Below are 24761 nucleotides of genomic sequence, written 5' to 3' on the forward strand. Positions count from 1 at the left end.
GCCGTTCTGTGAACCAGAATTGTAGCAAGGCTGGGCCAACGACAGGTTTGGCGGCAATTTGCATGCGGCGGGCATGGGTCGAATACGTCTCTCGCTGCCGAAAGGCGGGGCCCGGACAGAATGGCTCGCGGCGGGGGCGCCCTCACGTGATTGCCCTGAGCAGGCGGACCATCCGTTCGAAAATCGAGGAGCAGCGGTGGATTCCCATGCCATGAACGGTGAAACGCCAGCCGCGTCGCACCCGCAGCAATCCCGCGCAGCGCTCACGCTTGCTGCGTTGGGCGTGGTCTACGGCGATATCGGCACGAGCCCCCTTTATGCGGTCAAGGAAACCTTCAATCCAGCCCACGGGATTCCGCTCGTAACCGAGAACATACTTGGCGGCATCTCCGCGATCCTCTGGGCGCTGATGGTGGTGGTTTCGCTCAAGTACGTGATCCTCATCATGCGGGCAAACAACAGGGGCGAAGGCGGCATCATGGCACTGCTCGCGCTCGCCCTGTCGTCAGTGAAAAAGGTCGGCCGCTCGCCGACGCCGATCCTGCTGGTGGGCCTGTTCGGCGCGGCGCTCTTCTATGGCGATGCGGTGCTGACACCTGCCATGTCGGTGCTCTCGGCGCTCGAAGGCATCGAGGTGGGCACTACCGCGCTGCAGCCTTATGTCTTGCCGGCATCGGTGGGTGTGTTGATCGCGCTGTTCCTGTTCCAGCGGCATGGCACCGCCGCCATCGGCGCGCTGTTCGGGCCTGTCACGATCGTGTGGTTTCTCGCCCTGGCCGCCGCGGGCATCCACGGCATCGCCCGGTATCCCGCAATCCTGGGCGCGCTCAGCCCGCTGCACGCGCTCGGTTTCGTGACGCAGCACGGGTTCGCCTCGTTCGCGGTGCTTGGGGCGGTGCTGCTCGCATTCACCGGTGCCGAAGCGCTCTACGCCGATATGGGGCACTTCGGCAGTGCCCCGATTCGCCTGGCCTGGTTCGGGCTGGTATTCCCGGCGCTTGCGCTCAATTACCTGGGGCAGGGCGCGCTGATCATTGTGAATGCAAAAGCAATCGAGAACCCCTTCTACCTGCTGTTTCCGTCGTGGGCCCTTTATCCGATGGTTGCACTCGCGACAGCGGCAACAGTGATCGCGTCGCAGGCGACGATTTCGGGTGCCTACTCGCTGACGAAACAGGGAATCCAGCTGGGCTATCTGCCACGCATGAACGTGGTGCACACATCGGAGCGAGCGATCGGTCAGATCTACATACCGACTCTCAACGGGATGTTGCTTGTTGCGGTTCTGGTTGCCGTGCTCGGCTTCGGATCCCGTCCAATCTCGCTTCGGCGTATGGGGTCGCGGTCACCGGCACGATGTTGGTGACGACGCTTCTCACCTTCTTTGTGATCCACTACGGTTGGCGCTACAACCTGCTGCTAAGCCTTGTCGCAACCGGCTTCTTTATTGCGGTGGATATGGCTTTCGTTTCCTCCAGCCTGTTGAAAGTTGCCGAAGGGGGCTGGTTCCCGCTCGTTGTCGGGGCCGGGATATTCGTCGTGATGCTGACATGGGTTCGCGGCCGGCAAGCCCTGTTGGAGCGGCTCCAAAGTACCGACGTGCCCCTCAAGTCGTTCCTGGATTCGCTGTTTCTCGCACCACCGCCGCGTGTGCCCGGCACGGCGGTGTTCCTCACCCCGACACCGGATGTGGTGCCACACGCGTTGATGCATAACCTCAACCATAACAGGGTGCTACACGAGCGCGTCGTGTTTCTTACCGTGAAGATGAAGGATGTACCATCGGTGCCGGCGACCGAGTGCGCAGCCGTTGAAGCGCTCGGACACGCCTGCTACCGGATAACGCTGCGCTTCGGCTTCATGAACCGGCCCGATGTCGCGCAGGCGCTCGGCGCGCTGCCTCCGCCGGCTGGCCTGGAGTTTGACATCATGGACACCTCGTTCTTCCTGAGTCGCGAGGCCATCGTCGCTGCAGCCGGCGGTCCCAGTGGCATGGCGTCATGGCGTGAACGTCTGTTTGCCACGATGAGCAGGAACGCCGGCAATGCTGCTGATTACTTCAACATACCGGCAAATCGCGTGATCGAGATTGGCACGCAGATCAAGATCTAGACCGCCGGCGGTACCTGTTCTGCAAAGGACTCCGTGGCCCAGGCGTCCCGTACCTCGGCGGCCAGTTCATCGGCGCGCCCTTGATAGCGTGGCGAAAAATGGAACGGCGTCACCGCGCGCGCACCTATGCTGCGCGCAATCCATCCGGCCTGGGCAGCGGTCAGGTGGTTCTTGCGCAGGCCGTGTGCCCGGTCGACATCCAGGAACACGCTCTCGATGAAGAGCTGGTCGACGCCTTGCATCAGTTGCGACAATGCTTGCACGTTCGCGCTCGTATAGCGCAGGTCGGTCACGTAGCCGATGCGCCGGCCGGGCTCGGTAGCCAGGATCAGCCGGCTCAGCTCGCCGACCGTTCGCGCCGACGCATGGTCGCCGCTCCTGTCCCGCCACTGCACAAGAATCGGGGTATCGCCGGCCGCGCCGGTCAGGACCGCATGCTTGAGTTCGCGCAGCCAGGCGCCGGTGGTCAGGCCCGATGCAGCCAGGCGTTCCTTGTTGACGCCGAGCCGGGCCTTTTCCTCCACCAGGTAGGCCAGGCATGGAATCCCGTGGTCGACAAAGCAGGCGCGCACCCGGAACGTCGCTTCGTCGTGGACGATATCGCCGGCCCTCTCGACACACGCCTCGGCCTCCCTGGCAAAGCCGTGCCGGCTGGAAAAGCAGGCGCGCCGCATCTGCCCGTCCAGTCCAAGTTCGGCCACTTCGATGACCAGTTCGATGGCGTAGCGATGCACCACGTTCCAGGTATAGGCGAGCAGCTTGTGCTCGACCTGTGCCAGGAATCCCGGCCCGCCGACCAGCACGATGCGCGGCTTGCGCCCGAGCAGCACCCGCAGCAGCTTGTCGAAGCCAGAGAAATGATCCATGTGCGCATGCGTGACAAACACATGCGACAGGCGCATCAGCTCGCGCGGCATCAGCCGGGCGATGTCGCCCAGGTCGAACAGCAGCGCGCGCCGTTCGTCCAGGAAGCTTACGAACAGCCCAGGATCGCCAAAGGCATCGTTGACGAGGCGGGCTTCCAGCAGGTGACGCATGTTCACTCGCGGTGCGACCGGCACCAGGGCCCAGGCAAAGGCGCATGCTGGTCCGGGCTGCCTGTCACCGCCCGGTCAGCTGGCGCAGCAGCTTCTGCACGATCCGCTCATGCTCTTCCAGCGCCGCGTCAAGCGTCTGCGCGCCATAGCTTTCATTGTCCTGCTCGGCCAGCCCGGTCACACGGGTGATGAACAAGGGGGTGTCCGTCGGTGCGGCCTCGGACACGCCCCGGAAGCGGGTCGTCACCATGCCGCCGGACTGCTCCAGCAGGGTGCGGCGGAATACCAGGTCGTTGTCCGCCATCCAGCGCGACCATTCGTCGTGGTCGGTTACCTGCACTGGCCGGTTCTTCTCATCCAGGATATAGAAGCGGCGCCATTGCTGTGGATCGTGACGAGGCTTCATTGAAGGCCACCTCCGTGCGGTTGCGGGCCGCTTGTCACCTGGCCCCGGCGCGCAATGTGCTTTGCAGGCGACTGCCGCGCGACGCAAGAGCACGATTTCAACGCCGCCCTGCAGCTAGTTTATTTGACGGATGCGTTCATGCCAGCGCGCCGTTGCGTGCCACGACCCGGCCGGCCGACACCACCAGTTGCCGCACCGGCCTTGCCACGACCGCCTCGGCCACCGTTTGCGCGGCGACCAGCACCAGGTCGGCCCGGTCGCCCGGCGCCAGGCCATAGCGCTGGAAGCCGCATGCGCCGGCGGCCGCGTGCGTCACGCAATCGAGCGCAAGCGCGAGTTCGTCGTCGCGGCGGAAGTTGTTGCGCAGGCCGATCAGCATGGCCCGCTCCAGCATGTCGGGCGAGCCGTATGGGGTCCAGGTATCGCGGATGCCGTCGTTGCCGCCGGCAATCCTGACACCGGCCGCGCGGCACGCGGCGACCGGCGGCACCGGGCGCGACGGCGGCGCGGTGGTGACGATGACAACCCCAAGGTCGGCGATGCGCCGCAGCAGCGCGTCGCGCTCGCGTTCGGCAATATCGCCCAGGCAGAAGGCGTGGCTGACCGTGACCATGCCGCGCATGCCCAGCGCGGCCGTTCGTTGCAGAATCAGGTCGAGGGAATAGGCGCCCATGGTGCCGGGCTCGTGCAGATGGATGTCGAGCGGGCGGCCATGGCGCTGCGCGAGGCCGAACAGGACATCCAGCGCGCGCACCGGGTCGCCTTCGATGGCGCACGGGTCCAGCCCGCCGAGGATGTCGGCGCCATCGCGCAGCGCCGCATCCAGCAGGGCTTCCGTGCCGGGGCGCCCCAGCACGCCCGACTGCGGGAACGCGACGATCTGCATGTCCATCTGCGCGGACAGCTGGTCGCGCGTGGCCAGTACGCCTTGCAGGTGGCGCAGCCCCGCGTCGGTGTCGATGTCGACGTGGGTGCGCAGCCGCGTGGTGCCCGCCGCGAGGAAGGCGCGCGCCAGCACCAGCGATTGCGCGCGGGCATCGTGGCCGGTGGCGGCGCGCCAGCGGCGCTCGTTGTCGATGCGGTCGGTCAGGTTGGGACCGACCTCATTGCGATACCAGGGCATGCCCCACAGGGTCTTGTCCAGGTGGGTGTGCGCCTCGACCAGGCCGGGAAGCGCCAGCGCGCCGGCGCCGTCCTCGACCTGGCATCCGGCCGGCGTGTCAAGCCCGGCGCCGATGCTCGCGAACTGGCCGTCTGCGATCAGGATATCGACCTGGTTCCCGGCTGCGAGCCGGACATTGCGGACCAACAGTTGATTCATTGCATCTTCCGTTATTTCAGGATGAAGTCGCCTTCAGGACGGCGGGGCTTGTCTCTCGGCACGGTTCAACGCTGCGGGGCGCGCATGCCGCCGCGCGGCAGGCAGCCGAGCAGCCTGTCGAAGGCCGGCGCGATGTCCTCCTCCGGCACGCAGGCATACCCCAGCAGCAGGCCGCGCTGCACGGCAGCGCCGATGAAATAGCGCGACAGCGGCCGCACCATGATGCCGCGCTCGCGGGCGGCGGCGGTGATGGCCACGTCGTCGGCATCGTCGGGCAGGCGCAGCACCAGGTGCAGGCCGGCATTGCTGCCGTGCTCGTGCAGCGCGCCGGGGCCGAGGTAGCGCTCGAGCAACGCGGCCAGGATGGCGCGCCGCCTGGCATACAGCGGCCGCATGCGGCGGATGTGGGCGGCATAGTCGCCCGCCTGCATGAATTCGGCGACGGTTGCCTGCGTCATCAGGTGGCCGGCCCGGTATAGCTCGGCGTGCGCGGTCTGGAAGGCGCCGGCCAGGCTGCGCGGCAGCACCAGGTAGCCCATGCGCAAGCCCGGATAGAGGGTCTTGCTGAAGGTGCCGATATAGATCACCGGCGCATCCGGTTCCATGCCCTGCAACGACGGGACCGGCTGTCCGGAAAAACGGAACTCGCTGTCGTAGTCGTCCTCCACGATCCAGCTGCCGCGCTGGCGGGCGTACTCCAGCAGCGCGCGCCGGCGCTTCAGGCTCATCACGGCGCCAAGCGGGTACTGGTGCGAGGGCGTGACGAAGATAAAGCGCGGCGCGGGCATCTCCCTGCCGGCTTCGGTGTCGGGCAGCGTCAGGCCCTCGTCGTCCACCAGCTTCGGCACCATGCCGATATCGCTGACCTGCAGCACGCCGCGGATGCCCCAATAGCTGGGTTCCTCCACCCACGCCTGGTCGCCGGGCGAGCCCAGCATCCTCACCACCAGGTCGATGGCCTGGTGTATGCCCTCGGTGATCAGCACCTGGTCCGGATCGCAGCGCACCGACCGCGCCACGCGCAGGTGCGCCGCCAGGGCTTCGCGCAGCGCCGGCAGCCCGCCGCCATGGCTGTAGCTCAGCCACTCCGGGTGCGGGTTGCGCCACAGGCGGGCCGAGATCTGCGCATAACGGCGATGCGGGAAGCGCGTGACGTCGGGAACGCCCGGCATGAAGGCGCCCCATTGCGTGGGCGAGGCCGAGGCATTGGCCAGCAGCCGCTGTCCGCGCGGCGACAGCCCGGGCATGGCCTGCGGCCCGACCTCGGTCGCCGGCACGGCGGCGGCGTTCAGGTAGCGCTCCGGCGCGGTGGCGGCAACGAAGGTGCCGCTGCCGGTGCGCGCGTACAGGTAGCCCTCGGCCAGCAGCTGGTCGTAGGCAAACATCACCGTGTTGCGCGACAACCCCAGCTCGGCGGCCAGGTCGCGTTGCGGCGGCAGGCGCGTGGCCGGCGCAAGGCTGCCGTCCTGTATCGCGCCGCGGATGCATTCGTAGAGGCCCCGGTTGAGCGGTTTGCCCAGTGCCGCCGTGCCTTCGGGGCCCAGGCGCTGGAGCAGCTGGTCGCCGCAGATCGATTTCAAATTGGCACCATCGGAATTGCAAAAGCGGTACTGGATTATAGGGCCAAGGCCGGTTGAAATGGCTGGCATCGCTGGGCCCCTGCCAGCGGTGCCCGTTTCGCGAGTCGGCCGGTGCCGACAGTCCTCACCGCACAAAGACCATGAAAAACCTCGAACTGAACCAACGCCGTACCCTCGCGACGCCGCGCGGCGTGGGCGTGATGTGCGATTTCTACGCCGACCGCGCCGAGAACGCCACGCTGTGGGACGTGGAAGGCCGTGCCTACACGGACTTCGCCGCCGGCATCGCCGTGCTCAACACGGGCCACCGCCACCCGCGCGTGATGCAGGCCATCGCCGCGCAGCTGGAGCGTTTCACGCATACCGCCTACCAGATCGTGCCCTACCAGGGCTATGTCGCGCTGGCCGAGCGCATCAACGCGCTGGTGCCGATCCAGGGCCTGAACAAGACGGCCCTGTTCACCACCGGCGCAGAGGCCGTGGAGAATGCCATCAAGATCGCCCGTGCGCATACCGGCCGCCCCGGCGTGATCGCTTTCTCGGGCGCCTTCCATGGACGCACGCTGCTGGGCATGGCGCTGACCGGCAAGGTGGCGCCGTACAAGATCGGCTTTGGCCCGTTCCCCTCCGACATCTACCACGCCCCGTTCCCCAGCGCGCTGCATGGCGTCAGCACTGAGCGGGCGCTGCAGGCGCTTGAAGGCCTGTTCAAGACCGATATCGATCCGGGCCGCGTGGCCGCGATCATCGTTGAGCCGGTGCAAGGCGAGGGCGGCTTCCAGGCGGCGCCGGCCGATTTCATGCGGGGCTTGCGGGCGGTGTGCGACCAGCACGGCATCGTGCTGATTGCCGATGAAGTGCAGACCGGCTTTGGCCGTACCGGCAAGATGTTCGCGATGTCGCACCATGACGTGGAGCCGGACCTGATTACCATGGCCAAGAGCCTGGCTGGCGGCATGCCGCTGTCGGCGGTCAGTGGCCGGGCCGCGATCATGGATGCGCCGCTGCCCGGCGGCCTCGGTGGCACCTATGCCGGCAATCCGCTGGCGGTGGCGGCGGCGCACGCGGTCATCGATGTCATCGAGGAAGAAGAGCTGTGCGAGCGCTCCGCCAGCCTGGGCCAGCAGTTGCGCGAGCACCTGTTGGCGCAGCGCAAGCACTGCCCCGCAATGGCCGAGGTGCGTGGGCTGGGTTCGATGGTTGCCGCCGAATTCTGCGATCCCGCCACGGGCCAGCCAAGTGCCGAGCATGCCAAGCGCGTACAGACGCGTGCGCTGGAAGCCGGCCTGGTGCTGCTGACCTGCGGCACCTATGGCAACGTCATCCGCTTCCTCTATCCGCTCACCATCCCGCAGGCGCAGTTCGACGCGGCGCTGGCGGTGCTGGCCCAGGCGCTGGCCGAATAAGGGGAACACATGGAACTCCAACATACCGCGCTGTTGCGCAGCCATTGCCTGATCGACGGCGAATGGAGCGGAGCGCAAAGCGGCGCAGAACTCGCCGTCTTCAACCCGGCGACTCAGGAACGGATCGGCTCGGTGCCCCTGGCCGGCGCGGCTGAAGCCGAACAGGCGGTGCGCGCCGCCGAGCGCGCGCTGCCGGCATGGCGCGCGCAGACGGGCAAGGCGCGTGCCGCCGTGCTGCGCCGCTGGGCCGACCTGATGCTGGCGCACCAGGAAGACCTGGCCCGGCTGATGACCGCCGAGCAAGGCAAGCCGCTGGCCGAGGCGCGTGGCGAGGTGGCGTATGCCGCGAGCTTCCTCGAGTGGTTTGGCGAGGAAGCCAAGCGGGTCGATGGCGAGGTGCTGGCCAGCCCGCGCAGCAGCCAGAAGATGCTGGTGCTGCGCGAGCCGGTGGGCGTGTGCGCGGCCATTACGCCGTGGAACTTCCCCGCGGCGATGATCACGCGCAAGGTCGGCCCGGCGCTCGCCGCCGGCTGCACCATCATCGTCAAGCCGGCCGAACAGACGCCGCTCACGGCGCTGGCGCTGGCCGTGCTGGGCGAACAGGCCGGCGTGCCGCGTGGCGTGCTGCAGGTGGTGACCGGCGACGCCGTGCAGATCGGCGGCGTGCTGTGCGCCAGCCCGGTGGTGCGCAAGCTCAGCTTTACCGGCTCGACCGCGATCGGCAAGCTGCTGATGGCGCAGTGCGCCGGCACCGTGAAGAAGCTCTCGCTGGAACTGGGCGGCAACGCGCCGCTGATCATCTTCGACGACGCCGACCTGGATCGCGCGGTCGAGGGCATCCTTGCCTCCAAGTTCCGCAACAGCGGCCAGACCTGTGTCTGCGCCAACCGCATCTATGTGCACGACCGCGTCTACGACGAGGTCGCGCGCCGGCTGGTCAGCGCGGTCGAACAGTTGCGGCCGGGCCATGGCGTCGACAGCGGGGTCACGCAAGGCCCGCTCATCGACGCCGATGCGGTGGCCAAGGTCGAAGCGCATATCGCCGATGCGCTCGCGCACGGCGCCACGGTGCTGACGGGCGGCCAGCGCCATGCGCTCGGCGGCACCTTCTTCGCGCCGACGGTGCTGGCCAATGCGACTGCGTCGATGCGGGTCGCGCGCGAGGAGACCTTCGGCCCGCTGGCACCGCTGTTCCGCTTCACCAGCGAAGCAGAAGTGGTGGCGATGGCCAACGATACCGAATCCGGGCTGGCCGCTTACTTCTTCTCGCGCGACATGGCGAAGATCTGGCGCGTGGCGCAGGCGCTCGAGTACGGCATGGTCGGCATCAATACCGGGCTGATCTCCAACGAGGTGGCGCCGTTCGGCGGCGTCAAGCAATCGGGGCTGGGCCGCGAAGGCTCACGTCATGGCATCGACGAGTATCTGGAGACGAAGTACCTCTGCATGGAAGTCGAATAACAACAATGGGGTGAGGAACACCCCACCACCAGGGCGGGGCACGGCGCACCCACGCAGTGCGCTGGCCCCACGGAGACAAGACAGTCCGGCAAATGCCGGCGCCAGGTGGGCGACTCCGGTGCATGACCTGCGCAAACTTCCAGGAAACGGAAGGGGGCGGACAGGACGCGCGCCGGGATCAGCCCAACGCCAATGGCACGCATATTGCGGACTGGGAAGTGCCATCCGTTGCTGTCAGCGGATGCCATTTCTTCTATCGATGAGGGTACAAAGATGCGTTCCACTGCTATCCGCAGCCTGCTTGCAGTTACCATGCTGGCGGCCTCTTCACTGGCACTTGCGCAAGGCGCCCGCGACTGGCCCAGCCAGCCGGTGCGTATTGTCGTGCCATTCCAGGCCGGCTCGGCCACCGACCTGATCTCGCGGCAGATCGGCATCGGGCTCGGCAAGGAATACGGCCAGACCTTCGTGGTTGAAAACCGGCCGGGCGCCGCCGCGATGATCGGCAGCGAAGTGGCCGCACGCGCGCCGGCCGATGGCTATACGCTGCTGATGTCCGGGCCGGCGTCGATGGTGACCAACCGGTTCCTGTACAAGAAGCTCAGCTATGACCCGGATGCGTTCGAGAAGGTGGCGGTGGTCGCGGTCACGCCGAATATCCTGTTGTCCAACCCGTCGCTGCCGTTCAAGACGTTGCCCGAAATGGTCGCGTATGCCAAGGCCAATCCGGGCAAGCTGACCTATGCCTCCTTCGGTGCCGGCACCACTTCGCATATCGCCGGGGAGATGCTGAAGGCCGCGGCCGGCATCGATATCGTCCATGTGCCGTACAAGGGCGCCGGCGAAGCGATCCCGGCGCTGCTGTCCGGCCAGGTGTCGATGTATTTCGACACCATCATGACCGGCCTGCCGTATGTGAAGGCAGGCAAGCTGCGCGCGCTCGGCATGTCCACCGGCAAGCGCTCGCCCAACGCGCCGGAGATTCCGACGATTGCCGAGCAGGGTTATGCCGGTTTCGATATCGCGCCCTGGTATGGCATTGTCGCGCCCAAGGGCACGCCGGCCGACGTGGTCAGCAAGCTCAATGTCTCGATCAACAAGCTGCTCAAAGCGCCGGAGTTCCGTGAACGCCTGGCTGCCACCGGTGCCGAGCCGCGCGGCGGCAGCGTCGGCGATTTCAGCGCGATGGTCAGCGCGGAGATCCCGCGTACCGAAAAGCTGGTCAAGCAGTCCGGCGTGACTTTGCAATAAGCCGCGTGCAGCAACCCTGGGGCGCCGCCCGCGCGCCCTTTCATCTGTTCTGAGTGGAGTTCTCGATGTTGCCTTTCGACTGGACCTTTCCCTACCCGTCGCAAAAAATGCCGCTGCTGGCCGCCAACGCGGTCAGCACCAGCCAGCCGCTCGCCGCGCAGGCGGGGCTGCGCATGCTGTACGAAGGCGGCAATGCCATCGACAGCGCCATTGCCAGTGCGATTGCGCTGACCGTGGTGGAGCCGGTCATGAACGGCATTGGCGGGGACATGTTCGCGCTGGTCTGGCACGAGGGGCAACTGTACGGGCTCAACTCCAGCGGCCGGGCGCCGGCGCGCTGGACCCTGGATCATTTCGCCGGCCACGACAGCATGCCCCAGGTGGGCTGGGATACGGTGACCGTGCCGGGCCAGGTCGCGGGCTGGAAGGCGCTGTCGGCCCGCTTCGGCAAGCTGCCGTTCGCGCGGCTGTTCGCGCCGGCCATCGAGTACGCCGAGCAGGGTTTCCTGGTGTCGCCGCAGATCGCACGGCAATGGGCCGCGCAGGTGCCGGTGCTGGCCGGCCAGCCTGGCTTTGCCAAGGCGTTCCTGCGCGATGGCAGGGCACCGCAGGCAGGCGAGCGCTGGCGCTTCCCGGAGCAGGCCGCCACGCTGCAGCGCATCGCCGAGAGCGATGGCGAGAGCTTCTACACGGGTGAACTCGCCGCGCGCATCGTCGCGTTCGCCGAGGAAACCGGAGGCGCCATCCGCGCCGACGACCTGGCCGCGCATCGCGCCGCCTGGGTCCAGCCGATGGCGCAGCAGTTCCGCGGCTACACGCTCCATGAAATTCCCCCGAACGGCCAGGGCATCGCCGCGCTGATCGGCCTTGGCATCCTGGACCGCTTCGACGTGGAAAGCATGGGCTGCGACAGCGCCGGCTTCTACCACGTCAGCATCGAGGCGATGAAGCTAGCCTTCGCCGACCTGCACCGCCACGTGTCGGACCCGGCCACCATGCAGCACGCGCCCGCCGCCTTCCTGGATCCGGCCTATCTTGCCGAGCGCGCGGCGCTGATCGACATGAAACGCGCCGGCACACCCACCGCTGGCGTCCCGAAGAGCGGCGGCACCGTCTACCTGTCCAGCGCGGATGCGGCGGGTTCGATGGTGTCGTATATCCAGTCCAACTACCGCGGCTTCGGCTCTGGCGTGGTGGTGCCCGGCACCGGCATCGCGCTGCATAACCGCGGCGCGGGCTTCAACCTCAAGCCCGGCCACGCCAACTGCGTGGCGCCGGGCAAGCAGCCGATGCACACCATCATCCCGGGCTTCGTCACCCGCAATGGCGCGCCGGTGATGTCATTCGGCGTGATGGGCGGCTCGATGCAGGCGCAGGGCCATGTGCAGATGATGGCGCGGCTCGCTGCCTTCGGCCAGAATCCGCAGGCCATGAGCGATGCCCCGCGCTTCCGCGTGGAGCACGGGCCGGTGGTGAATGTCGAGGCGCACCTGCCGCCGGACGTGGTCGCCACGCTGCGCGGCATGGGCCATCGCGTCGAGGTGGCGCCGCGCGACAGCCTGGAGTTCGGCTCGGCGCAGCTCATCTACAAGGCGCCGGACGGCTATATCGCGGCCTCGGACTCGCGGCGCGACGGGCAGGCAGTGGGGTTTTAGGCGGGCGCGGGCGTTGCGGGGCAACCCGGCCGCGTCGGCGTCGATGGCCTGGTCAGCTCAGCTTGATCTGTGCCTCGCGAATCAGCGCACCCCATCTGGCGTGCTCCGCACGGATATGCGCGGCGAATGCGGCGGGCGGCGTCGGGGTTGCGATGCTGCCTTCCTGCTTCAGCCGTTGCTGGACATCCGGCCGGCTCATGACCTGGAGGGTTGCTGCCGCGAGCTTTGCTGTCACCTCGGCCGGCAGGCCCGCCGGCGCGACCAGGCCGAGCCAGGTCGTTACCTCGAAGCCCGCGAAGCCCTGTTCCGCGACGGTGGGAACGGCTGGCAGCGCGGACAGGCGCTGCGCCGAGGTCACCGCCAGTGCGCGGATCTTGCCTGCAGCAAGCTGCGGCATGACCGACACCGTGTTGCCGAAGCAGGCAGCCACCTGGCCGCCAAGCAGGTCGTTCATGGCCGGGCCCGCTCCCTTGTAAGGCACTTGCATCAGGCGCACGCCGGCCTGCCGCGCCAGCATCTCTCCCGCAAGGTGTGCGACCGTGCCGTTGCCCGGCTGGGCAATGCCGGTCTCGCCGCTGCGCGCTTTTGCTGCCTGGATGAAGTCGGCGAGCGTGCGCAGCGGGGAGTCCTGCCGCACGACCAGCACCACCGGCTGCGCCGCGACGCCGGCAATGGGCGTGAAGTCCTTCAGCGGATCGAACGGCATCTTCGGGTAGAGCCCGGGGTTGATGGCGAGATTGGCGGCCTGGCCCATGCCGATGGTGTAGCCGTCCGGCGCGGCCTTGGCCACCATGTCCAGGCCGATGTTGCCGCCGGCGCCGGGCTTGTTGTCGATCACCACGGTCCAGCGCTCGAGCGTTGCCAGCTTCTCGGCGATCAGCCGCGAGGTGGCATCGGTGCCGCCCCCGGGCGGGAAGGGCACCACCAGCCGGACAGGCTTCTGCGGCCAGGGACCTTGCGCCCGGACGAAGCCGGAGGCGGCCAGCGTCATCGCTGCGCCGGCCTGGATAAACTGACGTCGTTGCATCGTTGTCTCCGTAATCTTTGTTGTGAGGCCATGACGTAAGGCGAAGGCCCGTCAGACCGGCAGCCCCTTGGCCCGCAGCGTGGCATCGAAGCGCTCCGGATCCGACGTTCCCGTGGCATTGCCGGCGCGGATCTTCGTTTCCTTCTCCAGGTGGGCGCGCGTGCGCGCGAGGATCTCTGCGGCCTGCGCTGCCGGCACCGCGATCACGCCATCCGCATCGCCCACGATCAGGTCTCCCGGCATCACCGCCATGCCCGCGCAGGTGATCGGCACGTTGATCTCTCCGGGACCGTCCTTGGTCGGGCCGCGATGGGTATTGCCGCGCGCGAAGATGGGCATGCCGTCTTCGGCCCATTCCAGCACGTCGCGGATCGCGCCGTCGATCACCAGGCCGGCAAGCCGTTTTGCCACGCAGGTGGTGCGCATCAGTCCGCCCACCAGCGCCTGGGTGACATCGCCTGCGCCGTCGATGACGAGCACGTCGCCGGGGCGGACCATCATCAGGGCCTTGTGGATCATCAGGTTGTCGCCGGGCCGCACGCGCACGGTAACGGCCGGGCCGCACAGCACTGCCTCCGGCCGCCGATGGTAGGGACGCAGGCCGATCGTGCCGATCTGGCGGCTCATGGCGTCCCCGACGGCCGGCACCGGCAGCTCGCGGAATGCCGCGATCAGCGGGGCCGGAAAGCCGTCGGCGCAGGGGTTGATGCGGTATCCCGCCGGCCATGACAGGGCCGTGGCTTGCTCGGTGTGCATGGGTATCTCCTGGAAAACCGGGTGGGAAGGGTGGCAGCCAGCCGCTATGCGATGCGCTGGCCCAGCCCGGCAAGCACGCCGGGATTCACGCACCAGGCCGGCGCCGGCGGCGTCCCTTGCAGGTAGCCGAGCACATTGCGCACGGCATCGCTGGCCATGGCCGCCAGCGCCGTCGGCGTAGAGCCGCCGACATGCGGCGTCAGCACGACGTTGTCGAGCGTGAGCAGCGGGCTGCCTGCCGGCAGCGGCTCGACGGCCATGGTGTCGAGGCCCGCGGCATGGAGCTGCCCGCCGCGCAAGGCGGCAACAAGGGCCGCTTCGTCGACGAGCTCGCCACGGGCAGTGTTGATCAGGATGGCGCCATGCCGCATGCATGCAAGCTGGGTGGGGCCGATCATCGCGCGCGTGTGCGGGTTCAGGGGAGCGTGCAGGCTGACCACATCGCTCACGGCAAGCAATGCTTCCAGCGTGTCGAAACGGGTGACGCCGGCGGCCGGCACTGCAGTGCCGGCCAGGGCGGGATCAAAGGCCGCGACCTGCATGCCCAGTGCCAGGCAGACGCACGCCACGCGTTGCGCGACCTGCCCGAATCCGACCAGGCCGATGGTGCGCCCATGCAGTTCCACCCCATCCTGCGCGCGCGACCACCGGCCCGCGCGCAACTCGCTATCCATCCACGTCACACGCCTGGCGGCGGCGAACATCAGGCCAAGCGTGAGTTCCGCCACCGACTGGGCATTGGCGCCGGGCGTCACGTAGACGGGAATGCCACGCTTGGTGGCCGCGCCGACATCGATGTTGCTGACGCCCACGCCATGCTTGGAGATCACCTTCAGCGTGGGGCAGGCGTCGATGGCGGCACCGGTCAGATCCACGGTGCGCGAGATCACCGCGTCTACCGGCAGTGTGCCGAGCAGGTGATGCAGCTCCTGCGAGTCATTGGGGTTGGCCAGGCAGTGCAACCTGGCGTTGGCGGCTTCCAGCAGGCGGACGCCGGCATCGGCAAGGCGGGGCGCGGTAACAAGGACGGTGTAGGGCATGGCTGCGATCGGTTTGGTATGGGGCCATTCTTGTACCGCCAGTCAGATTCCGTCCAGCTTATAATTTTCCTTATTCGATAAATATAAGTAATCAGTCGTGCCCCGACTTCCCGACCACCCGATGCGGAGTGCCGGTAATGGATTTGCGTGACCTCAAGTACTTTCTTGCCGTGGCGAATGCCGGCAACTTCCGGCGTGCGGCCGAGCTTGTGCACCGTAGCCAGCCAACCCTGACCAAGGCGGTGGACCGGCTCGAAGCCTCGCTGGGCGCGGCACTGTTCGAACGTGACGGCAGGGGACAGAAGCTGAGCGCGGCAGGGACCGCGCTGCGCGCCCGGGCCGCCGGCCTGTTGCAGGAGGCGGAGCTGGTGCGTGATGAAGTCGGGGCCATTGCCCGGGGCGTTGCGGGTACGGTGAGACTGGGCAGCGGACCGCTGGGCGCGGAATACCTGTTGCCGCCGATCTGCAGAATGCTGCTGCGCGAAGCCCCCAACGTGGTGCTGCAACTGAGTATTCGCAACAACTACGAGCTACGCGGCGATCTTCGGGAGGGGCGCGTGGACGTGATTCTCGGCTTCGTGCCGGAACAGGAAGACGAGTTTCACTGCGAGACGCTGCTAAAAGACACCGTGGTCGTAGCGGCAGTCAGGGGGCATCCGATCTTCCGGGTGCGCAAGCCGGGGCTGGAAGCGCTGACCGGATATCGTTGGGCCCTGCCCAATCGCGCCGTCCCCAGCCGGACCTGGCTCGACCACACGCTGGAGTCGCGCAGCCTGCCGCGGCCCGTGGTGCAGATCGAGACCAACTCGATCCCGCTGATTCCCCGTGTGGTCGCCGATACCGAGCTGCTGACCTTTGTCTCGCGCCGCACCCTGCGCGCCAGTGGTGGCGAGCTGGTGGAAGTGCCCTTGCCCGCTGCCACGCTTGTGCGGAACTTCGGCATCACGTTTCGCAAGGACCAGCCGCTTTCGCCCGTGGCAGACCGGCTGATCCGCCTGCTGCATGACTTTGGCAAGACGCTCTTCGACCAACTCCACTGAGGCGTGCGGCTAGCGCGTCCACGGCGCCTGCGTGGAGCGCGGGGCCCGTCACAGCGGCGCAGGCTGGGGCTGGCTGGCAGGCGTGGCCGCGGCGGGCTTCTTGTTGTCAGTGCCGCTATATGAGAAGTACCTCGCCTTCGCGCCCCTGGCCCAGTACGCCACGGTGAAGTGCTTGCTGTCGCGCCCATAGAGCAATTCCAGGCTGCCATTGGCGGCGGCCCACTCGGCGTAGCCATTCTCCGCCGCGCCTTCAGTCTTGCGCAGGGGCGCATAGCGTTCGTCGAGCTTCTTGCGCACCTCATCCAGGGCCGTGCGCTCGAATGTCATCGTGATCAGCGCCACGGTGTCCTGCGCGTCGCAGTTCAGGATCACGCGCGTCAGGCCCGGGAGGTGGAAGCGCTCCAGGTGCCTGAGCTCAACGGCGTCGCCACCGGCCCACTCGGACTTGCCGGTCCTGGCGTGATTTTGCGGCGGCGCCAGGCGAGAGCACCTGGCCTTGCCCAGCTCCAGTCCCAGCGGCGCCGCGGTGTTGCTGGCTGCGTCAGGTTGGGCAGGGGATGCGGCATGGATCGAAACAGATGCCAGCAGGGTGGCGCAGAGCAGGGCGACCTGCTTCAGGTTCAGGCGGGAAAGTGCTTTCACGGTCTTGAGGGAAGTTGTCAGCCGGGGATTCTACGGCTTTCTTGCCTCCTGCCATGCATCTCCACGTCTGCCCGTGGCCCTTGCACCGCCGGGCTGCTTGTCATATAGTTCTATTAATAGAACTATAGAAGTAAGACAGGAGCAAGGATGGAGACAAGGACGGGAGCGCTGGCTGGCGTCAAGGTTGTGGACATCACGGCCGTGTTCATGGGCCCCTCGGCCACGCAGATGATGGGCGACCTCGGCGCGGATGTGATCAAGGTGGAGCCGCCCACGGGCGACAGCACCCGTGGCATCGGACCTTGCGGCAATGAGAAGATGGGGCCGCTTTTCCTGGGGCTGAACCGCAACAAGCGCAGCATCGTGCTGGACCTGAAGTCGCCGCAGGGGCGCGAGGCGCTGCTGCGCCTGGTGGCGGATGCGGACGTGCTGGCCTACAACGTCCGGCCCCAGGCGATGCAGCGGCTCGGCCTGGACTACGAGACGCTGGCGCAGATCAATCCGCGCCTGGTCTATGTCGGCATGTTCGGCTTCTCGCAGCGCGGACGCTATGCCCCGCAGGCGGCGTTCGATGACCTGATCCAGGCGGCCACCGGGCTGCCCCAGGCGGTCGCCATGGGCACCGGCGACATTCCGCGCTATCTCCCGCTGACCATTGCCGACCGTTCCGTCGGGCTCTATGCCTTCGGCGTGATCTGTGCCGCGCTCTACGCGCGGGCGAGCACCGGCCGCGGCCAGCGCGTCGATGTGCCGATGTTCGAAACCATGGTGCCTTACGTGATGGGCGACCATCTCTATGGCGAGACCTTCGTGCCAGCCAAGGGCGGATTTGGCTATCCGCGCCTGCTGTCTCCCGAGCGCCGGCCCTACCAGACCCGCGACGGCCATGTCTGCTGCCTGATCTATCACGACCATCACTGGCGTGCCTTCCTGAGGGTGATCGGCAAGCCCGGCCTGTACGACACCGATCCGCGCTTCGCGGACATCACCACCCGGACGGCGCACATCACCGAGCTCTACGGCATGGTCAGCGACGAACTGGCCAGGCGGACCACGGAGGAATGGCAGGTGCTGCTGAAGGAGGCGGATATTCCGGTGTTCCCGATGCACACCTTTGAATCGCTGCTCGATGATCCGCACCTGAATGACATCGGCTTCTTCAGCGAAACCGACCACCCGGCGGTGGGCCGCATCCGCGAAATGGCAGTGCCCAGCGAATGGCACGGCACGCCGCCATCGCAGCGCCGTCATGCCCCGGCCCTGGGCGAGCATAGCCGCGAGGTGCTGCGCGAGGCCGGCTACAACGAGGCCGACATCGACAGCCTGATGGCATCCGGCGCATCCCGCGAACCGCGCCAGGCATCGGCGCATGCGACCGGCACGGCAAGCGAGGCCTGAACATGAACGAAGAACTCCTGAGCGAAGTCCGCGGCGCGGTCCTCTGGCTGACCATCAACCGGCCCGAGCGCCGCAACGCGATCAATCCGGCGGTGCTGGACGGGCTGCACGCGGGAATCGATCGTGCCAGCCATGACGAGGCCATCCGCGCCGTGGTCATCACCGGGGCCGGGGACCAGGCCTTTTGCGCGGGCGCCGACCTGCAGAGCGGCAAGTCCTTTGCGTTCGACTATTCGGAGCCGGGCCAGCGGCTTGCCGACCTGCTGCGCCAGGCGCGGCGCTCCAACGTGCCGCTGGTCGCTCGCGTCAACGGCGCCTGCATGGCGGGTGGCATGGGGCTGATGGCCATGTGCGACATGGCGGTGGCCAGCGAGCGGGCCGTGTTCGGCCTGCCCGAGGTCAAGGTGGGCGTGTTCCCGGCGCAGGTGCTGAGCGTGCTGCAGCAGCTGGTGCCGCGGCGCGTGCTCAATGAGCTCTGCCTCTGCGGCGAGCCGCTGACCGCGCAGGAAGCGCTGGCGGCAGGGCTGGTCAACCACGTCAGTGCGGACCTGGATGGCAAGCTTGACTGGCTGCTGGGCCGGCTGCTCGACAAGTCGCCCGCGGCGATCCGGCGTGGGCTCTATACCCTCAAGCATATCGATGCGATGTCCTTCGAGCAGTCGATGGCGTTCACGGAAAGCCAGATCGGCTTGTTCGCCATGACCGAGGACGCGCGCGAGGGCCAGCTCGCCTTCCGCGAAAAGCGCAAGCCGAACTGGACCGGCAAGTAAGCCAAAGGCAAGGAGACAGGACCATGCATGACAAGACAGTGCGCATCGGCGGCGCGTCCGGCTTCTGGGGCGACAGCAGCGTGGGCGCGCCGCAACTGGTGCGTCACGGCGAGATCGACTACCTGGTGTTCGACTACCTTGCGGAGCTGACCATGTCCGTGCTGGCCTCGGCACGCCTGCGCAAGCCGGAGCTTGGCTACGCCACCGACTTCGTGACGGTGACGATGAAGAGCCTGTTGCGGGAGATCGTTGAGCGCAACATCCGCGTGGTCAGCAATGCCGGCGGCATCAATCCGCGGGGCTGCGCGCAGGCGCTGGCGGCGATCGCCGCCGAGCAGGGCATTGCCGTGCGCATCGCGGTGGTGGAGGGCGATGATGTCATGCCGATGGTGGCGTCGCTGCGCCAGGCAGGCATCACCGACATGCAGAAGGGCTTGCCGCTGCCGGACCAGCTGGTCAGCGCCAATGCCTATCTCGGCGCGCTGCCGGTCAGCAAGGCGCTGGACCAGGGCGCGCAGATCGTCATTACCGGCCGCTGCGTGGACAGCGCGGTGACCCTGGGCGTGCTGATGCATGAGTTCGGCTGGCAGGCGGACGATTATGACCGGCTGGCGCAGGGCAGCCTGGCCGGCCACATCATCGAGTGCGGCTGCCAGGCGACAGGCGGGCTGCATACCGACTGGGAGCAGGTGCCGGACTGGCCGGGCATCGGCTATCCGGTGGTGGCGTGCCGGGCGGACGGCAGCTTCCTGGTGGGCAAGCCACCCGCGACGGGCGGGCTGGTCACTGTTGCCACGGTCGGCGAGCAAGTGCTGTATGAGATCGGCGACCCTTCGGCCTATCTGTTGCCGGACGTGACCTGCGATTTCACGCAAGTGACGCTGCGCCAGGCCGGGCCGGACCTGGTCGAGGTGCGCGGCGCACGTGGGCGTGCGCCGGGCCACTGCTACAAGGTCAGCGCCACCTATATGGATGGCTTCCGCTGCAATGCCCAGCTGACCATCGTCGGCATTGACGCCGTGGCCAAGGCCGAGCGCACGGCCGAGGCCATCCTGGCCCGCACGCGCAGGCTCTTCGCGGAAAACGGATGGGGCGACTACACCCGCACCCGGGTCGAAGTGCTGGGCGCCGAATCCTGCTTCGGGCCACACGCCGCGGCGCGCCATACCCGCGAGGCGATCATGCGGCTTGCGGTCATGCATTCCGAGAAGGCGGCCCTTGAACTGTTCGCGCGCGAAATCGCGGCAGCCGGCACGAGCTGGTCGCCGGGCACCACGGGATCGGGCGGCGGACGCGCGAGCCCGTCGCCATCGATCCGGCAATACGCCTTCCTGCTGGACAAGGGCGCGCTGTCGCCGGCGGTGGTCATGGATGGCGTGCGGACTGCCGTCTCCATCCCGGCCGGGCACGCAGCGACGGACGCCGCCGCCCGCGCGACGGCGCAGGCGCAGGGTGCCGCCGCCAGCCCCGCCGGTGGCGACAGCATTGAAGTCCCTTTGGTCCGGCTTGCCTACGGGCGCAGCGGCGACAAGGGCGATATCTCCAATATCGGCCTGATTGCGCGCCGGCCGGAATACCTCGCGCTGCTGCGCGCCGAGGTCACGGCCGCGCGGGTGGCTGACTGGCTGGGCCACCTGGTGCTGGGGCCGGTGTCGCGCTTTGACCTGCCGGGCTTCGACGCGATGAACTTCGTCTGCGAGTCGGCGCTCGATGGCGGCGGCATGGCATCGCTGCGCAATGATCCGCTTGGCAAGGGAATGGCCCAGATCCTGCTGACGATGCCGGTGCGCGTGCCGCGGAGCCTGCTGTCATGACGCGCGCCACCGCAAGTGTCGCAGCCAATGACGGCATCGCGCTGGCCGACGACAGCGCCGGCGGCGTGACCCGCTACCGGCAGCTGGCAAGCGTGCTGCGCCACAAGATCGTCGCCGGCGAGTATCCGGTCGGGCACCAGCTGCCCACGGTGGAGCACCTCGCGCAGGCGTACGGCATTGCCAAGGTCACCGTGCGGCAGGCCTTTGCCTTGCTGACCGAGGAGGGGCTGATCAGCAGCCAGCGCGGGCGGGGCACGCACGTCATCATGGTGCCGTCCGGCCCGGGCGAAGGCATGCGTTCGGCCATCAATGATGTCTCGGTCGGCGCCAGCGACCTCGAGATCCGCATCCTGGAAAAGCGCAAGGATATGGCCCTGCCGCCCGGGCTTGCCACCTGCGGCGCGCCAATGGACCGCTATGTGATGCTGCGCAAGCTGCATGTGCATGACGGGATGCCGTTCTGCCTGATCGAGCTGTACGTGGCCGAAGCGGTGTTCGCCAGGTTCCCGCGCGGCGGTGAGAAGCATCACAAGATTGCCCACTTGCTGCGGGAGCAGCTGGGCGACCGGCTTGGCACGATGCGCCAGACCATGACCGTGGAGCCGGCCGACGCCATGCTGGCGCGCGACCTGGACTATGCCTTTGCGGCACCAGTCGCGCGCATTGTCCGTACCACGCTGGATGTCGACGGCAACGTGCTCACGGCAGGCCGGTTCTGGTACCGAGGCGACCGCTTCATCCTCGACGTGGAGATGCCCGCGCAGCTGACCGATCGTTATCCCGAACTGGCCGTGCCGAAAGCTGCTCCCCGACAAGAGGACTAAACAGGAGACAACGCATGACATCGCAATTCGTAAGGCGCGCCGCCGATGTGCCCGCCTATTCCCCGGCAAACCATACCGGAACCGCCAACCAGCGCGTGATCGGCAAGGAGACAGTCGGGGCGCGGCGCATCGAGGTGCTGTTGGGCACGATTTCTCGCGGCCATGGCGCCTTGCCCCATGCGCATCCGAACCTGGAGCAGGCGTCCTACCTGCTGGCAGGCGAGGGCATCGGCGAGGTCGCCGGCAGGGCGCGCACCTTGCGTGCGGGCGACTGGGGTTTCAATCCGATGGGGGTATTCCACCGCTTCGAGGTCGTCAGCGACGAGCCGGTGCGGGTCATGGTGGTGTACGCGCCGCCGTACAGTGAAAACCCGAACGCCGCCGTGGTCGCCAGCGCAGCGGATGACCCCCGCTGCCGCGCGCAGGCGGACAGCCTGCGCGAGGTGCCGGCGCATGAGGCGGCGCAAAGCCTGCCTCACTACCATCGCGTGCGTGCAAGGCCCGTGATTACGCGCGACACGGTCGGCGCCCGGCACCTGGATATCCGCGCACTGGAACTGGAAGCCACGGGCGGCGCCGAAGCGCACGCGGTGGCGGCAACGGAGCAGGTGCTGTTCCTGCAGTCGGGTTCGGTCTGCGGCGAGATCAACGGCCAGCGCTTCTCAGCGAAGCCGGGGGACTGGGTCTTTGTGCCGGAGGGCGGCACTTTCAGCTTTGCGGCGCAGGGTGGCCCGTGCGAGGCCATCCTGGTGCGGGCGCACGACGCGGTGCCCTGAACCCGGCCCGCGCCAGGGTCCGAACCATCAACAGATGCCAAAGGCACGAGGAGACAAAGCATGATTCATCCATGCATGCGCAATATGGCCATCGGGCTGCTGTTGCCGCTGGCCGCGGTCGCAGCCGGGACGGCGCAGGCCGCGGACGCCAGCCAATATCCCGACAAGGCAGTCCGCGTCATCGTGCCGTTTCCCGCGGGCAGCGGCACCGACAGCAGCGCGCGCTTCGTCGGCGAGCGGATCACCGCGCAGACGGGCAAGCCGGTGGTGGTGGACAACCGCCCGGGCGCCAACGGCTTCATTGCCGCCAAGGCTGTAGCCGGCGCTACCGGCGACGGCTACACCATGCTGGTGACGACCAACACCACGCATGCAGCCAATGCGTCCTTGTTCAAGAAGCTGCCCTATGATCCGATCAAGGATTTCGCCCCGGCATCGCTGATCGCCAAGAGCGGGCTGGTATTGGTGGTGCCGCCCGACAGTCCGGTACGCACGCTGGCAGACCTGACCGCGCTGGCCAAGGCAAAAAATGGCGCGCTGACGTTTGCCAGCGGCAGTTCGTCGACCCGCATCGCCAGCGAACTCTACAAAATGCTGGCCGGCGTGCAGGCGCTGCACGTGCCCTACAAGGGGGTGCCGCTGGCCCTGACCGACCTGATGGGGCACCAGGTCGATTTCATGATCTCCGATATATCGCCGGCCATGACGCTGATCCAGGGCGGCAAGCTGCGCGCGGTCGCGGTGACCACCGCGCAGCGCAATCCGGTGCTCAAGGATGTCCCGACGATGGCGGAGAGCGGCCTGCCCGGCTATGAGATGGTGGCATGGTCGGCGGCCTTCTTCCCGGCCGGAACGCCAAAGCCCGTAGTGGACCGCATGAGCGAACTGATGCGGAATGGCCTGACCGGCCCGGCTGCCACCGACTACTTTGCCCGCACCGGAGGCCAGCCTGCGCCGTCGACGCCCGAGGAACTGGCCGCCTTTGTCCGCAGCGAGACCCTGAAATGGGCCAAGGTGATCAAGGCAGCGGGAATCGAGCCCGAGTGACGCAGAGGGGGGCATTGATGCGCGGAACGTTCCCTGCAGGCCCTACACCTTATGCGCTTGCGCGGCTTGCGCCGGCATGAAGCGGCGGGTGGCGGCCCAGAACACGAGTGCCAGCAAGCTGACCACGGCGCCCAGCACGCAGACGCCCCGCCAGCCGGCGGCGTCATAGACCGCCGTGGTGGCAATGGCGCCCAGCCCGCTGCCCGCCGCGTAGAACAGCATGTACGCGCCGACCAGCCGGCTGTGCGCCGCGGGATCGGTGCGGAAGATCATGCTCTGGTTGGTGACGTGGATGGCCTGGCCCCCCAGGTCGAGCAGCACGATGCCAATGGCCAGCGGCCACAGCGATGTCTCCAGCCACGACAGCGGAAGCCAGGCCGCCACCAGCAGCACCAGTGCCGCGAGCGTGGTCCGCTGCCCGAAGCCCTGGTCCGCCCAGCGTCCCGCACGCGCGGCCGCCAGGGCACCCACCGCGCCAACCAGCCCGAAAGCGCCGATGGCGGTATGCGACAGCCCGTAGGGCGGAGCGCTCAGCGGCAATACCAGGGCGCTCCACAGGATGTTGAACGCCGCGAACATCAGTAGCGCGATCGTTCCCCGGATCTGCAAGACCCGGTCGCGGCGCAGCAGCAGGAACATCGATGCGACCAGGCTGGCATAGCGCATCCGCTGGCCGGCGCTGGCCACCACTGGCAGCGCACGCCATAGCAGCCACGCAAGCACCAGCATCGCCGCTGCGGCGCAGACATAGACGTTGCGCCACCCGGCCATGTCGCTGACGCCGCCGGCAACCACACGCGCCAGCAGCAGTCCGATGAAGACGCCGCTCTGCGCGGTGCCGACCACGTGCCCGCGTTCATGCGGCCCTGCTGCCGCGGCCGCATAGGCGACAAGTCCCTGGGTCATGGCGGTGCCGAGCAAGCCGGTCAGGAGCATCCCCGCCAGCAGCACCGCAACGGACGGCGCCAGTGCCACGGCAGCCAGCGCGCCGGCCAGGGCAAACACCTGTGCCAGCATCAGGCGGCGGCGTTGCACAAGGTCGCCCAGCGGCACCAGCAACAGCAGTGCCAGGGCACAGCCAAGCTGGGTGGCGGTGACCACGCCGCCGATGGCCCCGGCGCTGATGGAGAAATCCGCCATCAGCGCATCCAGCAGCGGCTGGGCGTAATAGACATTGGCAACGCTCAGGCCGCTGGCGCAGGCGAACAGCAGCACGGCGCCGCGCGGCAGGTTCGCGCGCGGTGCCGCAGGGCAAGTCGGAGGCGGTGCCGTCACCGGCGTAGCGGGGGAGGTTTCCATACCAGTCCATGTGGTTGCAAAATAAAACCAGTTGAAGCGTAAGCCTACTGGTTTTAAAATGCAACTACATTGACGGGCTGCACAGCCCCAAGGCAACCA

At 67.6% G+C, this 24761-nt stretch carries 20 protein-coding genes and 1 pseudogene; 12 read left to right on the plus strand and 9 right to left on the minus strand.

From position 1 onward, the window contains the following. The first annotated feature begins 211 nt into the window (after positions 1-211). Positions 212-2112: pseudogene (locus AC3WON_RS09680) on the plus strand (potassium transporter Kup). On the opposite strand, the gene AC3WON_RS09685 reads toward AC3WON_RS09680, so the two are convergent. From AC3WON_RS09685 to pdxR, 4 genes are all read right to left on the minus strand, one after another. Further along, the gene (locus tag AC3WON_RS09685; RefSeq protein ID WP_492351700.1) at positions 2109-3149 is read right to left on the minus strand and encodes a ribonuclease Z; all 1041 of its coding nucleotides are present in this window, start codon (positions 3147-3149) and stop codon (positions 2109-2111) included. The pseudogene AC3WON_RS09680 and the gene AC3WON_RS09685 overlap by 4 nt on opposite strands. A gap of 64 nt (positions 3150-3213) precedes the next feature. After that, positions 3214-3555, minus strand: a complete 342-nt coding sequence (locus tag AC3WON_RS09690) for a hypothetical protein (protein WP_492318674.1) — start codon at positions 3553-3555, stop codon at positions 3214-3216. Positions 3556-3691: 136 nt separating this feature from the next. Further along, positions 3692-4876: an amidohydrolase family protein gene (locus AC3WON_RS09695; protein WP_492318673.1), complete on the minus strand. Its 1185-nt coding sequence runs from the start codon at positions 4874-4876 to the stop codon at positions 3692-3694. 65 nt (positions 4877-4941) lie between these two features. Further along, positions 4942-6456, minus strand: a complete 1515-nt coding sequence (pdxR, locus tag AC3WON_RS09700) for a MocR-like pyridoxine biosynthesis transcription factor PdxR (RefSeq protein WP_492318672.1) — start codon at positions 6454-6456, stop codon at positions 4942-4944. A 140-nt stretch (positions 6457-6596) separates the two neighbouring features. Here pdxR and AC3WON_RS09705 point away from each other — a divergent pair, with 140 nt between their 5' ends. The 4 genes from AC3WON_RS09705 to AC3WON_RS09720 all read left to right on the plus strand — a co-directional run bounded on the left by AC3WON_RS09705 (position 6597) and on the right by AC3WON_RS09720 (position 12229). Continuing rightward, complete coding sequence (locus tag AC3WON_RS09705) at positions 6597-7862, plus strand: 4-aminobutyrate--2-oxoglutarate transaminase (protein ID WP_492318671.1); 1266 nt, start codon at positions 6597-6599, stop codon at positions 7860-7862. Between the two features lie 9 nt (positions 7863-7871). Then, the gene (locus tag AC3WON_RS09710) at positions 7872-9323 is read left to right on the plus strand and encodes an NAD-dependent succinate-semialdehyde dehydrogenase (protein WP_492351701.1); all 1452 of its coding nucleotides are present in this window, start codon (positions 7872-7874) and stop codon (positions 9321-9323) included. A 273-nt stretch (positions 9324-9596) separates the two neighbouring features. Then, positions 9597-10574: a Bug family tripartite tricarboxylate transporter substrate binding protein gene (locus tag AC3WON_RS09715; RefSeq protein WP_316154148.1), complete on the plus strand. Its 978-nt coding sequence runs from the start codon at positions 9597-9599 to the stop codon at positions 10572-10574. A 65-nt stretch (positions 10575-10639) separates the two neighbouring features. Beyond that, positions 10640-12229 (plus strand): gamma-glutamyltransferase family protein, encoded by a 1590-nt coding sequence (locus tag AC3WON_RS09720; RefSeq protein ID WP_492351702.1) that lies wholly within the window; start codon positions 10640-10642, stop codon positions 12227-12229. A gap of 52 nt (positions 12230-12281) precedes the next feature. On the opposite strand, the gene AC3WON_RS09725 is transcribed toward AC3WON_RS09720, so the two are convergent. The 3 genes from AC3WON_RS09725 to AC3WON_RS09735 are packed head-to-tail and all read right to left on the minus strand — an operon-like array spanning position 12282 to position 15052. Next, positions 12282-13256: a Bug family tripartite tricarboxylate transporter substrate binding protein gene (locus AC3WON_RS09725; RefSeq protein WP_492351703.1), complete on the minus strand. Its 975-nt coding sequence runs from the start codon at positions 13254-13256 to the stop codon at positions 12282-12284. A gap of 51 nt (positions 13257-13307) precedes the next feature. Next, the gene (locus AC3WON_RS09730; RefSeq protein ID WP_492351704.1) at positions 13308-14012 is read right to left on the minus strand and encodes an RraA family protein; all 705 of its coding nucleotides are present in this window, start codon (positions 14010-14012) and stop codon (positions 13308-13310) included. A gap of 44 nt (positions 14013-14056) precedes the next feature. Beyond that, positions 14057-15052: a hydroxyacid dehydrogenase gene (locus AC3WON_RS09735; RefSeq protein ID WP_492351705.1), complete on the minus strand. Its 996-nt coding sequence runs from the start codon at positions 15050-15052 to the stop codon at positions 14057-14059. A 137-nt stretch (positions 15053-15189) separates the two neighbouring features. On the opposite strand from AC3WON_RS09735, the gene AC3WON_RS09740 reads away from it, so the two are divergent. After that, positions 15190-16092 (plus strand): LysR family transcriptional regulator, encoded by a 903-nt coding sequence (locus AC3WON_RS09740; protein WP_316154143.1) that lies wholly within the window; start codon positions 15190-15192, stop codon positions 16090-16092. Positions 16093-16140: 48 nt separating this feature from the next. Here the strand turns inward: AC3WON_RS09740 and AC3WON_RS09745 are convergent, their stop codons facing one another. Further along, positions 16141-16734: a hypothetical protein gene (locus AC3WON_RS09745; protein WP_316154142.1), complete on the minus strand. Its 594-nt coding sequence runs from the start codon at positions 16732-16734 to the stop codon at positions 16141-16143. A 147-nt stretch (positions 16735-16881) separates the two neighbouring features. Here AC3WON_RS09745 and AC3WON_RS09750 point away from each other — a divergent pair, with 147 nt between their 5' ends. From AC3WON_RS09750 to AC3WON_RS09775, 6 genes are read left to right on the plus strand one after another with little or no spacing between them, the layout of a single operon-like run. Beyond that, positions 16882-18132 carry a CaiB/BaiF CoA transferase family protein gene (locus AC3WON_RS09750; protein WP_492351706.1) on the plus strand — a complete coding sequence of 417 codons (1251 nt, stop codon included), beginning with the start codon at positions 16882-16884 and terminating at the stop codon, positions 18130-18132. A gap of 2 nt (positions 18133-18134) precedes the next feature. Further along, complete coding sequence (locus AC3WON_RS09755) at positions 18135-18902, plus strand: enoyl-CoA hydratase/isomerase family protein (protein WP_492351707.1); 768 nt, start codon at positions 18135-18137, stop codon at positions 18900-18902. A gap of 23 nt (positions 18903-18925) precedes the next feature. Then, entirely contained in the window at positions 18926-20716 is a 1791-nt protein-coding gene (locus AC3WON_RS09760; RefSeq protein ID WP_492351708.1) for an acyclic terpene utilization AtuA family protein, read from the plus strand. Beyond that, on the plus strand, positions 20713-21540 hold the full coding sequence (locus tag AC3WON_RS09765; protein WP_492318661.1) for a GntR family transcriptional regulator: 828 nt from the start codon (positions 20713-20715) through the stop codon (positions 21538-21540). Before AC3WON_RS09760 ends, AC3WON_RS09765 begins: the two co-directional genes overlap by 4 nt. Positions 21541-21554: 14 nt before the next feature. Then, positions 21555-22316 (plus strand): cupin domain-containing protein, encoded by a 762-nt coding sequence (locus tag AC3WON_RS09770; protein WP_492318660.1) that lies wholly within the window; start codon positions 21555-21557, stop codon positions 22314-22316. Between the two features lie 60 nt (positions 22317-22376). Then, on the plus strand, positions 22377-23363 hold the full coding sequence (locus tag AC3WON_RS09775; RefSeq protein ID WP_492318659.1) for a Bug family tripartite tricarboxylate transporter substrate binding protein: 987 nt from the start codon (positions 22377-22379) through the stop codon (positions 23361-23363). A 42-nt stretch (positions 23364-23405) separates the two neighbouring features. On the opposite strand, the gene AC3WON_RS09780 is transcribed toward AC3WON_RS09775, so the two are convergent. After that, the gene (locus AC3WON_RS09780) at positions 23406-24662 is read right to left on the minus strand and encodes an MFS transporter (RefSeq protein ID WP_492351709.1); all 1257 of its coding nucleotides are present in this window, start codon (positions 24660-24662) and stop codon (positions 23406-23408) included. Positions 24663-24761 lie beyond the last annotated feature (99 nt).

This window comes from Cupriavidus sp. FW305-46 (assembly GCF_058787075.1).

Bases quoted from the DNA above. Each gene is read 5' to 3' on its own strand.
- AC3WON_RS09685 (WP_492351700.1), bottom strand. From the start codon at position 3,149: ATGCGTCACCTGCTGGAAGCCCGCCTCGTCAACGATGCCTTTGGCGAT.
- AC3WON_RS09690 (WP_492318674.1), bottom strand. From the start codon at position 3,555: ATGAAGCCTCGTCACGATCCACAGCAATGGCGCCGCTTCTATATCCTG.
- AC3WON_RS09695 (WP_492318673.1), bottom strand. From the start codon at position 4,876: ATGAATCAACTGTTGGTCCGCAATGTCCGGCTCGCAGCCGGGAACCAG.
- AC3WON_RS09705 (WP_492318671.1), top strand. From the start codon at position 6,597: ATGAAAAACCTCGAACTGAACCAACGCCGTACCCTCGCGACGCCGCGC.
- AC3WON_RS09710 (WP_492351701.1), top strand. From the start codon at position 7,872: ATGGAACTCCAACATACCGCGCTGTTGCGCAGCCATTGCCTGATCGAC.
- AC3WON_RS09715 (WP_316154148.1), top strand. From the start codon at position 9,597: ATGCGTTCCACTGCTATCCGCAGCCTGCTTGCAGTTACCATGCTGGCG.
- AC3WON_RS09720 (WP_492351702.1), top strand. From the start codon at position 10,640: ATGTTGCCTTTCGACTGGACCTTTCCCTACCCGTCGCAAAAAATGCCG.
- AC3WON_RS09725 (WP_492351703.1), bottom strand. From the start codon at position 13,256: ATGCAACGACGTCAGTTTATCCAGGCCGGCGCAGCGATGACGCTGGCC.
- AC3WON_RS09730 (WP_492351704.1), bottom strand. From the start codon at position 14,012: ATGCACACCGAGCAAGCCACGGCCCTGTCATGGCCGGCGGGATACCGC.
- AC3WON_RS09735 (WP_492351705.1), bottom strand. From the start codon at position 15,052: ATGCCCTACACCGTCCTTGTTACCGCGCCCCGCCTTGCCGATGCCGGC.
- AC3WON_RS09740 (WP_316154143.1), top strand. From the start codon at position 15,190: ATGGATTTGCGTGACCTCAAGTACTTTCTTGCCGTGGCGAATGCCGGC.
- AC3WON_RS09750 (WP_492351706.1), top strand. From the start codon at position 16,882: ATGGAGACAAGGACGGGAGCGCTGGCTGGCGTCAAGGTTGTGGACATC.
- AC3WON_RS09755 (WP_492351707.1), top strand. From the start codon at position 18,135: ATGAACGAAGAACTCCTGAGCGAAGTCCGCGGCGCGGTCCTCTGGCTG.
- AC3WON_RS09760 (WP_492351708.1), top strand. From the start codon at position 18,926: ATGCATGACAAGACAGTGCGCATCGGCGGCGCGTCCGGCTTCTGGGGC.
- AC3WON_RS09765 (WP_492318661.1), top strand. From the start codon at position 20,713: ATGACGCGCGCCACCGCAAGTGTCGCAGCCAATGACGGCATCGCGCTG.
- AC3WON_RS09770 (WP_492318660.1), top strand. From the start codon at position 21,555: ATGACATCGCAATTCGTAAGGCGCGCCGCCGATGTGCCCGCCTATTCC.
- AC3WON_RS09775 (WP_492318659.1), top strand. From the start codon at position 22,377: ATGATTCATCCATGCATGCGCAATATGGCCATCGGGCTGCTGTTGCCG.
- AC3WON_RS09780 (WP_492351709.1), bottom strand. From the start codon at position 24,662: ATGGAAACCTCCCCCGCTACGCCGGTGACGGCACCGCCTCCGACTTGC.